Origin of the sequence: Spartinivicinus marinus, from assembly GCF_026309355.1 — a bacterium.
Lineage (GTDB): Bacteria > Pseudomonadota > Gammaproteobacteria > Pseudomonadales > Zooshikellaceae > Spartinivicinus > Spartinivicinus marinus.
Genome location: NZ_JAPJZK010000001.1, coordinates 4,596,463 through 4,608,111 on the forward strand (window position 1 = coordinate 4,596,463; position 11,649 = coordinate 4,608,111).

General features: G+C 35.4%; 10 protein-coding genes and 1 pseudogene. 5 read left to right on the forward strand and 6 right to left on the reverse strand.

What is annotated here, in order from left to right:
- The first annotated feature begins 42 nt into the window (after positions 1-42).
- A complete protein-coding gene (locus OQE68_RS20565; protein WP_180569167.1) occupies positions 43-831 on the forward strand; it encodes a substrate-binding periplasmic protein in 789 nt (262 codons plus the stop codon).
- A gap of 217 nt (positions 832-1,048) precedes the next feature.
- On the opposite strand, the gene OQE68_RS20570 is transcribed toward OQE68_RS20565, so the two are convergent.
- On the reverse strand, positions 1,049-1,591 hold the full coding sequence (locus tag OQE68_RS20570; RefSeq protein ID WP_180569166.1) for a DUF805 domain-containing protein: 543 nt from the start codon (positions 1,589-1,591) through the stop codon (positions 1,049-1,051).
- A 188-nt stretch (positions 1,592-1,779) separates the two neighbouring features.
- Between OQE68_RS20570 and OQE68_RS30915 the strand changes: the two are divergent.
- Positions 1,780-1,902: pseudogene (locus OQE68_RS30915) on the forward strand (DUF3175 domain-containing protein); the annotation flags it as partial.
- A 395-nt stretch (positions 1,903-2,297) separates the two neighbouring features.
- On the opposite strand, the gene OQE68_RS20575 reads toward OQE68_RS30915, so the two are convergent.
- Positions 2,298-2,693, reverse strand: a complete 396-nt coding sequence (locus OQE68_RS20575; RefSeq protein WP_180569164.1) for a mannan-binding lectin — start codon at positions 2,691-2,693, stop codon at positions 2,298-2,300.
- A gap of 390 nt (positions 2,694-3,083) precedes the next feature.
- Here OQE68_RS20575 and OQE68_RS20580 point away from each other — a divergent pair, with 390 nt between their 5' ends.
- Both OQE68_RS20580 and OQE68_RS20585 read left to right on the forward strand, forming a co-directional pair.
- Complete coding sequence (locus tag OQE68_RS20580; protein WP_180569163.1) at positions 3,084-6,200, forward strand: response regulator; 3,117 nt, start codon at positions 3,084-3,086, stop codon at positions 6,198-6,200.
- A complete protein-coding gene (locus OQE68_RS20585) occupies positions 6,190-7,773 on the forward strand; it encodes a sigma-54-dependent transcriptional regulator (RefSeq protein WP_180569162.1) in 1,584 nt (527 codons plus the stop codon). Before OQE68_RS20580 ends, OQE68_RS20585 begins: the two co-directional genes overlap by 11 nt.
- Before the next feature lie 13 nt (positions 7,774-7,786).
- Here OQE68_RS20585 and OQE68_RS20590 read toward each other — a convergent pair whose 3' ends face one another.
- From OQE68_RS20590 to OQE68_RS20605, 4 genes are all read right to left on the reverse strand, one after another.
- The gene (locus OQE68_RS20590; protein WP_180569161.1) at positions 7,787-8,629 is read right to left on the reverse strand and encodes a type 2 periplasmic-binding domain-containing protein; all 843 of its coding nucleotides are present in this window, start codon (positions 8,627-8,629) and stop codon (positions 7,787-7,789) included.
- A gap of 201 nt (positions 8,630-8,830) precedes the next feature.
- Complete coding sequence (locus tag OQE68_RS20595; RefSeq protein WP_180569160.1) at positions 8,831-10,030, reverse strand: Vps62-related protein; 1,200 nt, start codon at positions 10,028-10,030, stop codon at positions 8,831-8,833.
- A 52-nt stretch (positions 10,031-10,082) separates the two neighbouring features.
- Positions 10,083-10,430, reverse strand: coding sequence for a hypothetical protein (locus tag OQE68_RS20600; protein ID WP_180569159.1), 348 nt, complete (start codon positions 10,428-10,430; stop codon positions 10,083-10,085).
- 76 nt (positions 10,431-10,506) lie between these two features.
- Entirely contained in the window at positions 10,507-10,845 is a 339-nt protein-coding gene (locus OQE68_RS20605) for a hypothetical protein (protein ID WP_180569158.1), read from the reverse strand.
- 502 nt (positions 10,846-11,347) lie between these two features.
- On the opposite strand from OQE68_RS20605, the gene OQE68_RS20610 reads away from it, so the two are divergent.
- Entirely contained in the window at positions 11,348-11,638 is a 291-nt protein-coding gene (locus tag OQE68_RS20610) for a hypothetical protein (RefSeq protein ID WP_180569157.1), read from the forward strand.
- Positions 11,639-11,649 lie beyond the last annotated feature (11 nt).

Below are 11,649 nucleotides of genomic sequence, written 5' to 3' on the forward strand. Positions count from 1 at the left end.
CAAGGCTAAAAGTCAACAGAACATGTCTAAGGAGAGAGTGTATTGCTACTTTTGATAAGACAACTCTTTATAAAACGCTTGTTTATAACGGTGTTCTTTATTGCAATTAGTAATCAGCTGATAGCCAGGCAGTTAATTATTGGCGGCATTCCAGAAATACCCATTCGCTATATAGATGATGATGGAAAGTTAGTTGGTATTGATGTAGATATCATTGATAGAGTATTTAAACAATTAAATCTTGATTATAAAGTGGTAATTATTAGTTCATCATCGCGCTTGGAACAACTATGGAAAACCGGTAAAACCTTAGATATGGTATTTACTTATTCCTATAAAAAATGGCGAACAAAATATTTGATATATCCAAAAGAGTCTCATATTACCACACAATATCATTTTTTTATTTTGCGCAAAAATATGGGAAAAATTAAGTATGATACATTTTCAGACTTAAAAGGATTGAAGATGGGAATGACGGAAGGTTTTTCTTATACGCCAGAATTCTTGCAAGCAGCTGAGTCAGGTGTTTTTTATGTGGACAAAGTACCTATTAACGACTTACATATGAAAAAATTGTTGTTGGGTAGAATTGACATAGTTCCTTTACCTACAATGGTGACTCTATATGAGGCTAAGGTTGGTAACTACCGTGATAAAATTAGTTATTTGCCTAAGCCAGTTAAAGACAAACCTTATTATAATACTTTTGTTAAAGCATCAACCTTTCCGATTATAGAAGAGCTTATTCCCAAATATGACCGTATACTAAAACAAATGAAAGAAAACGGAGAAGTTAAGGCGATCTTTGCTAAGTATGGAGTGGATTAACTTTGATCATGCTTGGATTCAACTGATAAGTGGAACTCAACAATATCTTGGATGAGAGGGGCTATCAACTTTAATCAAAATCCTGGTATCGGATATTAATGATCAAGTTGAAATCTATACTAACTGGAAGCTGCATTTTATATGCAATAAAAAATGGCCTCTAAAAATAGGCCATTTAAGTAACTTGGGCTCAATTAATAAGTAAAATCTGTTTTTATTAGTTTAATATTGAGCCAACTATTCCACCAACAAAGGCAAGTAAAAACAGTCCAATAAATATCCCTGCAATTAATTGGTGCCATGTTGGGCAGGGGATTGGCGCATTACACCATTGATTTGTATCATCCTCGCCTTTCGCAAATAACATATAAAGATAGAAAAATAAGTTAAGGATAGGTACAAAGATGAGCAACGTTAACCAGCCTGTTTTACCCAGATCATGACAACGTCGAATACAGGTTGTCATAAAATACGCTAATCCACCTATTGTGAATAAGCCGTAAAGGATAACCATAAGTATAAGGTTAGCACCCATTGCACTTTCACTATTACTTGTGGCTATAAAAACACCTGCCATCATGAATATTGGAATAGCAACGATACTAGATAAGAGTGAAAACCCTAAATTGTATATAAAAAACCTAAGACGATTAATTCTTCCCTTTACGCCAAAAAATGTTGGTGTGCTTCTTTCGTTACTTGATTCTTTTAGTGTATTTGTTTGGGGCGATAAGTATGAGTTTTGTACAGCTACAGTCATAGTAACTCTTTTATAACAATAAATAAGAGTGGTTAAAAATTGAATATATTGTATGGGTGAAAAACATTAATTGAAACACTTGTTTATAAATTTTTTTTTCATGTAGGGATATGAAAGCTCGATGGTATACCCAGTACGTAGATTTTTTCTAACTATCGGCAGATGAAAGTAAGTAACGAAAAGAAACAGCATCCCGCTCTGCTATGCCAATGCTGGTATTATATATTAATCGAGCAAGCAAGAATCTTGATGATGAGCAGAAACAAATTTTAGAAAAGACAAAGGACGAGTTACGTAGGCTATATGTTTAGTAAGAAAACAGTACCTGTAAAGGATATTGAGTAAATTAACCGGTCATTGAATAAATTTATAGAAACTGAGGATTATAAACAGTTATATCTTATGGAATAAATTACTGCTTTATTACTGGTTTTATCTATGGGCTGCGTTAACACTCTCGTAAATACTGCAGTTAAAGATGGTAGAGTAGAATACATAAAATAAAGAAAATTCGAGTATGGTGAAAATGACTATTTCATGATTAATTGCATTTTGCTAAAGTCTAGATTAGTAAAATGTAATTAGCAATAAAAATATTGCTAATTACTAACTGATTAAAACAAAACAAAATAGAATGGCTAGCAATAATAATATTGTCGACTAGTCTTTTAGAGTAGTAGCCATCCCTTTATTTATAATGAAAACTCTAATAGTCAGTGTTTACTATTTCATTGGTTCCACACATTGACATTGAGCCTGGTACTGTAGTTATCCAATTACCGGTCCAACCGCCATAGTATTGAGTTGCAGAAGGGCACTTCTGTGCAGCGTCAGCGTTATCCCAAATAGGACCTACATTAATATTATAAGGATTACTACCAGTAAAGCCATTTACTGCTCCACACACAGACATGACGCCACTTTCTATTGTTCTCCACTGGCCATTCCAACCGCCATAGTGTTTTGTTGCTTCTGGACATTTCTGTTCTGCGTCAGCTTGATTGTAGATAGGTCCAGCTTTTATAGAAAGTGCTGAAGCAGCGCCAACATTTAGCAAAAAAGTAGAAGTAAGAACAGGAACGATCAATTTTTTTAAACGCATAATTAATACCTTGAAAATAATATTTTTGTATTTGTGTTCCAACTAACTATTTGAGGATATCTTTTTGAGTTGCTCAATCAGTTGTCGGTAACACATATAAAAATGAAAGTACAACTAAGCTCAATAATTAAGCTCAGATAGGGATAGGCAGCAAATATGCCAATTATAAGAAGTAGATAAAAATTGTTGTTAAAGTGTCTATTTGCTTACTCTTTGTGGTTTATAAATTAACAACTAATTTGGTGTTTAAGTGCTTAAAGTAAATAAAATGTAAAGAACTTACTATAAGCAACCTATAAGCTTGTAAAAACGTTTATAAGCATGTTATAAGCAAATTGCCTATTAAAATACGAGAAAGTAAATACTTGCTTTGGTGGTTTTTATTTGGTTATGCATAGTGAAATACTGAGCAGTAGCAAGAGTGGTCTACCTATTAAAATAACGGAGTCACTTGCTAGCGAGTTACTTAAAGTCGTTTTTTCCTTTTATTTGTTCATTACCTTAGCAGTTACTTCTGTTCATATGGTAAGTGAGTGGCTGCATGCAAAGTCTGGTGTTTCACAAGAATTGTTTGCTATTGCCAAGACATTTCAACCGATACTTGCTAAAGCGTTGTGGGATGTCAATCAAGAACAGGTAAGTAGTGTTTTGTCTGGTTTAGTTGCCTACCCATCCGTTGAAGGAGTCATACTCAAAGGAGAGAATGGCAATATCATTGGTCATGCTGGACAAGTGCCTAGTTCAACTTTATCCAGCTTAGTCCTTTCCAAAGCCAGTGAAGGTCTAAAGAATGATGGGCAGTATATCGACGAAAGTGTCTATAAATTCACGGTTAACTTTATGCACGAAGGGCAGCCAATCAATATAGGCGAAGTAGTCTTGTTTTCAAGTATGAATGTTATTTTGAATGAAGTTAAGGTGGGTTTTTTCTTTATCGTTGTTAATGCTGTTTTAAAAACAATTGTGCTATGGCTACTATTTTTCTGGGTTTTTAATCAAAGAATTCGTAAACCTTTGGCTGAATTGACCCATGCTATAAAAGGTATCAGATTAAACTTATTAATTAGCCAAAAAATTTCTATTAACACTAAAGTACGTAACGAAATAAGTCTGTTAGCTGAAGCATTTAACCAAATGCTTACAAGTTTATATCGTTCAAAAACAACTATTGACGAAAAAAATAAACAGCTGAGTGAGAGTTCAGCACGTTTCCAAGCTATACTCGATAATGCACCTGCAATTATCACTATAATAAATAAGCAGAATCAGTATGTAATGGTAAATAAAGAGTATGAAAGAGTTTTTGGTTCATTTGCTTCTGAGCAGACAGGTGCACAAGTAAATCAAAATAATATTAATGAACAGGGTAGTATAGCTTTTTCTACAAATGATGATCAAGTTTTTGAAAAGCAACGACCCATAGAAGTGGAAGAAACTATAAGGCTTGCTGATGGTGATCACACTTATTTATTGGTTAAGTTTCCTCTTTATGACTCAACGACTCAAATTAAAGATGTTGGCACAATTGCAACAGACATAACAAAACTTAAAAAGGCGGAGCAAGTAATAGCGGATTATAATACTGAACTGGAAAAAACTGTTAATATTCGTACTCAAGAGCTAGAGATTGCACAACAGAAAGCCAGTGAAGCAAATGAAGCAAAAAGCCAATTTCTTGCTAATATCAGCCATGAAATTCGTACTCCACTGAATGCTATTACGGGATTAGCTTATTTAGCTTTGAAAACTCGTCTATCGCCAAAACAAAAAGATTATTTGAATAAAATTCAATCAGCTTCTCAAGTTTTACTGGGGATTATCAATAACACGTTGGATATGTCAAAGATAGAGGCTGGTAAGTTAGCTATTGAGAGTGCAAATTTTAGTTTAAGAAATATTGTAAAAAATATTGAGCAAATGTTTACTGAACAGATGCAAGAAAAGGGCTTGCTTTTTATAGTGACTTTGAATCCGGATATACCTGATTATTTGATAGGCGATGCATTAAGGCTACAACAAGTATTTATTAACTTGGTCAACAATGCGATGAAATTTACTGATTCAGGCACAGTGAGTGTAAAAATATCAGAGGGTGGTGATTGTGTTAATGTCACACAACAAAGTATTACTAGTAAGCAAGTAAATATAGCAGTATCAGAAAGCAACCCTGTATTTATACGTTTTTGTGTAAAGGATACAGGCATTGGTATTGAAGAATCTAAAATAGACTCATTGTTTGAAAGTTTTACTCAAGCAGAAGCTGCTACAACCAGGCGTTATGGTGGTACAGGTCTAGGGCTTGCTATCAGTCGCCAATTAGTAGAGCTAATGGGAGGTGTCATTAACGTAAAATCGCAATTAGGGTGTGGCAGTGAGTTTATTGTAGAAATACCTTTTAATTTAGGTTATGTGCCCTCTCAACCAGTAATTGAGCCAAACAATCCATTTGCTTGTAGGGGATGTAGGATCTTAGTGGTAGAAGATAATCGAGTTAATCAGCAGGTAATTAGTGAGTTATTAAACCAAGTCGAAATTGATGTAAGTGTTGCAAATAATGGTAGTGAAGCAGTTGCTATGCTTAGTTGTGAGTATTATCAGTTGGTTTTAATGGATATCCAAATGCCGGGTATGTCTGGCTATCAGACAGCAAGAAAAATACGTGAGTTACCAGAGTTAAAAGATGTACCCATAATAGCGCTGACCTCGAATGCTTTGGATAGTGAGAGAGAAAAAGCAACTCAGGCCGGGATGAACGATTTTTTAACGAAACCGATTGATCCCCTAGTATTCTATAATTGTTTATCTCATTGGCTGAAGGGTTGCAGTACTAACTCCGTTGTTAGATTAAACAGAAAAACAGCTACACAATATAATCCAATACCAGATGATTTGCCTGGAATAAATACACAAGTAGGAATTTACCGAATTAAAGGAAATCAGTTATTTTATAATAAAATATTGAATGTGTTTTACACCGATCATTACACTGATGGTGTGCAAATTAAACAACTAATTGAGCAAAAGAATTTTATCTCTGCTCAAAAAAAATTACATGCACTTAAAGGAGCGGCTGCTAATATTGGTGCAGATAAACTTGTTTTCGTTGCAACAAAATTAGAAAAATGTTGTGAGCAGCTTAATTGTAAAGAGCAAGATATTTCAGATTTTATAGAAGAACATGATAAATTGATTGTAGGTTTATACAACTGGGCAGGATTGGAGTCTGTGCCTAAAAATAATGGCTTGACAGACACTACTATTGATCGAAAGATAAGTGTAGATGTTACTACCTATAAGAAAATAACAGTTTTGCGTGATAGTTTGTCTCAACATGCTTTTTGTGCAAACCAGCAGGCAGTAGAGATAAAAAGTGAAATGCCTACGACTTGTGCTGATGTTTTTGAAAAGCTTATACTCGCTATTACAGCTTTTGACTTTGATCAAGCGCTGAATATTATTGATAACATGATAAAAAAATTAGAAGTTACTACAGATTATGCAGAATAATAATGGAAAAATACTAATAGTAGATGATGAGCGAGCAAATATTCTTATATTAGGAGAAATTTTATCATCCCACTATGATGTTAGTATTGCTATCAGTGGTGAGCAAGTATTGAAGTTGTTATTCAGTGAGTTCCCAGTTAGACATTACCCTGACTTGATTTTACTCGATATTCTGATGCCTGGTATTGATGGTTTTGATACCTGCCAGAAATTAAAATCTAATCCACATACGAGGGATATACCCATTATTTTTATTAGTATGTTGAACTCAACAACGCATAAACTTGATGCTTTTACAAATGGAGCGGTGGACTATATCACTAAACCATTTGAAGCAGAAGAAGTATTAGCCAGGGTGAGAACACACATAACAGTTAGGCATCAAATAACTGAATTAGCACAAAAAAATAGAGAGTTAAGTTTGCTCAATAACCAATTATTGGAAGAGAAAAATCAGCGTAGAAAGGCAGAAGCTGCTTTTAACCAAGCTAGCCACGCCCTATCTGCATTGTCAAAGCTGGAGGCTGAAAAGTGGGGCATTGCGACATTTGTTGGTAAAAGTAAAGCAGTAATGGGCTTATTAACTGAAATACGTCGTTTGCATCATGTAAGTAAAACCAATGTATTAATATTAGGTGAAAGTGGTACAGGAAAAGAATTGGTTGCACGGGCGGTTCACTTTGGTAGCAGTAGGTCTAGTGGTCCTTTTATTGCGGTGAATTGTTCGGCAATTCCTGAAGAATTGGCTGATGCAACCTTTTTTGGCTCTATTAAGGGTGCTTATACAGGCTCCCAAGGCGATCGCAAAGGTTATTTTGAAGCTGCAAATGGCGGTACTTTATTTTTAGATGAAATGGGAGAAATGCCGCTACGTTTACAAGCTAAGTTGCTTCGTGTTTTGGAAGAAGGAAAAATTATACCGGTTGGTGATGTAAAAGAACGTGATATTGATGTTCGTATCATTGCTGCTACTCACGTAGACTTGCAGCAAGCGATTGCTGATAAAGTTTTCAGGCAGGATTTATATTTTCGTTTATCTGGCTATTGCCTACAAACACCACCTTTACGTGAACGACAAGAGGATATTGAACTATTGGCTAACCATTTTCTTGCTCAACTGGTGGATGAAATGGCTTTTACTCCAGTTTCAATAAGCTATGAGGCAATTAAGGCTTTGGAGCAATATGCTTTCCCTGGTAATGTTCGTGAACTTAGGAATTTTATTGAATATGCTTTGATTCGTAGTGGAGGCAATACAATAATGCCATATCATCTACCTTTAAATAATAAACCTATAGCTAACTTACATTTTGATAGCTCACGATGTTCAAACAAGTATGATTTAAAACTCAGTAATACAAAGAATAGTTCACTGCCTATTTATAGTAATCAAAATGCAGAAGCTGTCATTTTAGACTATTTAGCAGCTAATAAATGCATTAATAATAACCAGTGTCAAAAGCTTTTAAATATAACCCATCAGCGGGCATCTTACTTACTAAAGAAGCTACACAGAAGTGGACAATTGATGAGAGTGGGGGAGCGTCGTTGGGCTTATTATACGTTAGTCTGATGTTGCTTATATATTACTGCCACCAGCTGGTATCAATAGATGACGCAGCTGGTGATAACTCAGAATTCTGAAGGTGAAATATTTTTCTGCCTTGAATGTTTGCTCTTTTTATATAAGTGGAATGGTAGGTTAAGAATAGCTGTTTAAATGTACCATCATTTTTAGCTGCTATTAGACCACGTTGAATGCGGTTTGCTAATGACTTATTGTCCTTTTGTACATAAAAGTATATAGGGTAAGGGTAAAAAAATGCTAAACTGGTTTCAATGGTAATGTCAGAGTAATTTGTTTCTCTTAAATTTTGCCAGATTTCATCAATACCTCTAGGGAAGTAGTCAAATCGTTTTGCATTGAGCATTCCCATTAAATGGTGGCTTGCCACTGCTTCTTGTACTTTGATGCCATTTTGTTTTAGGGTAGTAATATCAGCCCAGTGTGCTCCAAAGCCAGCAGTAAAGTTCTTTTTAAGTTGGTTCAATGTTTTAATTTTAGCAAAAATATTTATATTGTTTCTATGGATAAGAAATAGGCGATAACCTTTTAAGCCTCGGAAGATAGGTTCTTCAATTGCCGTAAAGCGTTTATTTCTTTCATGGCTGAATCCAAAATGAAGAATGTCATAATAGCCCTGTTCTAGCATTTTTAACCGTCTTCCTAATGTCGAACCATTTGACACCCCTTTTAATTGATAGGGACCATAAGTTGTACGAGTTTTTTCTAGAGCTAAATTCAGGAGCTTGAGTACATACTCATCAGCTTTCTGAATATGTTTGACTGTTAATTGAGTTGGATTAACGTGAGCAGTTGTTATTGAAGAAGCAAAAACTATGATTAATGCTGAAATTAATCTGACCATTGTTCAACCATAATTGGAGTTAAACTCTTTAATGATCAAGACTATAGCATAACCTTTTATCTAAGTTGATTATTTTTATAGTTAATCAAAACTTGTGCAGGGTTGGATTTTGAACGCAATCTTTTACTTTTTTGGCGTGCTGAGAGGCTTGAAAGTTAAAACAGTAAAGCTTTTCAGCTTTACTGTTTTTTAATATTGGAGCTAATATGATAATGTTTGATTAATAATGTGAGCAATAACTTCTGTAGTCAAGCCTGTCCACTGCTGCTTTTCACTAGGGGTTAAAAAGCTTAAGTCTTTTTCACCACCACTAATCTTATTAAAAAGGCTCTCATCTAATGGGCCAGTGGGGCCACTATTAAGCTCACTTTCACCGCTTTCTTCATCACCTTGAGCCGGATTACCATAGTGACCAGTAAAGTTTAACCAGGACTCTTTGCCCACATAATTTCTAGCGAGTGGGCTATCAGCTCCTGCTACTCTACCATGCCAATGAATTACCTGAATATTATTGGCAGAGGGCTTCCATTGAGTACCTCGATTGGTAGGTTCCCGTAAGTTCATTCTGACATTAGTGCAAACATCAGGAATAGGGGGAGAGCACACATCATGACAACCTACTACTGGAATACATACTTCTTTACAGGATGAATAGGTTTTCGGAAATGCTGCACACATGGCGACATCTACAGTCGTTGGCATGTCAGTGATATTAGAGGTATGATAGCCTTGATTTTTATACAAAGCATGTGAACCTAAGGCGGAATACACTATTGGGCGTTGACCATCAAACTCCAGTTCGTTCCAGTTATGCTTTGGTCGATCCCCATGAGCACTTAAATAGGCGGCAACGGGTGTATTACCATTAAAACGAACAGTAACGGATTCCCAATCGCCTACATGATTCCCATACGACTTGTTATAGTTTGCTACCGATGCCAGTGTGCAGGCTTTGCTGGATGATAAGTCTTTCCAACCATTGAATTTATAGTCCCCTTGTAAAAACTCACAGCCTTTTTTCCCTTGATTGTAAGGATAAAACATTGCATATACTACGTCGGTAGTGTTATTGCCTCTTGGGTAAACAATGGCATAATAGGGAGGGGTAGTGTCTGATGCTCCTGGTTTTTGTCCATACAATACAGTTGCATTGGGTGGATTATGATAGTTGCCATCGAATGAATGGTTATAGTTATACCTTGCTCCATCAAAGCTGATTTGAGGACTATCAGTAAACCACTCTAACGATGATGGTTGATATTTTTCATCTGAGTGTAGATAAACGACAGGTGCATATTGTTTTATAATATCCTCACTGAGGAATGTAGTATCGGCATAACTTGTGTTCGATATGGAACAAGTTAATGCGAATTGACTAATTATTAATATTAAGCGTTTCATGGCGCATTCCACTAAGTACTATATTTATGAATAAAGTAGATTTTTGAAGTTATTACATAAATGATATTGAACCAAACCGAGCACGCCCACCATTTTGGCAGTTTGATAAATCAAGATGAACAGATAGCTTTGAACTAGTTACTTTTGCTAATAACAGAGCGGCGTATAAATGTTTACCTTTAGGTGTAGATGCATTTAATTCTATAAAAGGCTGTTGGCAACTGGGTTGAGTTGTCGAGATGGACGGCAACAAAGTAACATTATACCAAGTTGCATCTTCATTACCTTCAATAATAACAGTATTAACTGTATATCCACTTCCACTGTTATCATCCCAACCTGCATTAGCGTGGGTACATACCATCAGGGATAATGAAGCGGCAATTAGTAGTTTTTTCATCTGTTTTTCCTTGCTATCTCTTAATTCAAGTGCTGGTTATTGTTATTAGTTGTTCCTTATTACTAAGGAGAAGTTGTTAATACATACCAACCTCATTAACTACAGCTAAGTTACCTGGATTACATCCAGAGTTTTCATCTCCGGTTCCAGTAGTGGGTGTATACCATACAGAAATGGGTTGGCCTGTGGCTTTAGCCAGTAACACCAGGCTAAGCATACTTTTTCCTTTGGGCGTTGTAGCATCAAATTTCAATTTTGCTCCGAAGTAACTACAAGTGTTTTGGATTGATTCTCCAGATGAAATTGAGACGGCGTCGTTTATTGTAATTCTATTAATGGTCACAGGATGGAAATAGTCGGCAGAAGCGATTGAAGACAAGCCTACTAGAGCTGCAGATAGTAATAATTTTTTCATAACAGATACCTTTTAGTGGTTGAGTTTTATTCAGGACGTTTGTTGTTCAGTGAACCTATTTTTGGTTGACGAGATAAATATAACCACACCAATTGCTTTGCAAAAAATGATTTGGGGTAAGGAGAATCGTTTTGGGATAACGAATGACGTTTTTGGGATAAAGCAAGTTTAAGTAGGGATAACATACAACTAAACGAAGTATTTAAATGGGATAAACAAGAATTAGAAGCCCCCTTTACTTAATAACAGTTGATAAACAGGCTGTTATCCCAAACTATATTGTTGTTATCCCAGTATCTACCCTGTTTATCCCATAACAATTCGTGTTGTCCCAAAGTGATAGTTTGGCTTGATTTGATTGGCTAGCATAGGTGGTGTTTCAAGAACACTCGCTTAGTAACCCTTTCACAAAAAGCTTTTTGTTAATTTGTTGGATAGGCTACTTGTACTCATGAGTAATAAAACTAACTCAATTAGGTTGAACAACAGTAAGGAAATTATCATGAACAAAAAAATCGCTATGTTATTAGGTGCTTTAGCATTCACTTCAACTATTGCTAGCGCTAATACACTAACAAATATTAGTAATGACGCTAATGTGCAAGCACTGACTAGCGGTCAATTCTTAATTCATTTGAAGTATTCTAAGCCTAGCTCTGATTATAGTAAGTTCTACTATGAATTGAAAACCCAACAAATGGATGGACCTATCTACAAATGCACTAGCATTAGTGTTGATTCTTCAAGCTATACAGTTTTAGAAGTCGGTGAATCAGTCAGTTGTTCTCAGTAATTTAGTACATA

What these genes read in the sequence shown, in the direction of transcription:
- OQE68_RS20595 (WP_180569160.1), bottom strand. Translation starts at nt 10,030, where the DNA reads ATGAAACGCTTAATATTAATAATTAGTCAATTCGCATTAACTTGTTCC.
- OQE68_RS20585 (WP_180569162.1), top strand. Translation starts at nt 6,190, where the DNA reads ATGCAGAATAATAATGGAAAAATACTAATAGTAGATGATGAGCGAGCA.
- OQE68_RS20600 (WP_180569159.1), bottom strand. Translation starts at nt 10,430, where the DNA reads ATGAAAAAACTACTAATTGCCGCTTCATTATCCCTGATGGTATGTACC.
- OQE68_RS20580 (WP_180569163.1), top strand. Translation starts at nt 3,084, where the DNA reads ATGCATAGTGAAATACTGAGCAGTAGCAAGAGTGGTCTACCTATTAAA.
- OQE68_RS20590 (WP_180569161.1), bottom strand. Translation starts at nt 8,629, where the DNA reads ATGGTCAGATTAATTTCAGCATTAATCATAGTTTTTGCTTCTTCAATA.
- OQE68_RS20570 (WP_180569166.1), bottom strand. Translation starts at nt 1,591, where the DNA reads ATGACTGTAGCTGTACAAAACTCATACTTATCGCCCCAAACAAATACA.
- OQE68_RS20605 (WP_180569158.1), bottom strand. Translation starts at nt 10,845, where the DNA reads ATGAAAAAATTATTACTATCTGCAGCTCTAGTAGGCTTGTCTTCAATC.
- OQE68_RS20610 (WP_180569157.1), top strand. Translation starts at nt 11,348, where the DNA reads ATGAACAAAAAAATCGCTATGTTATTAGGTGCTTTAGCATTCACTTCA.
- OQE68_RS20575 (WP_180569164.1), bottom strand. Translation starts at nt 2,693, where the DNA reads ATGCGTTTAAAAAAATTGATCGTTCCTGTTCTTACTTCTACTTTTTTG.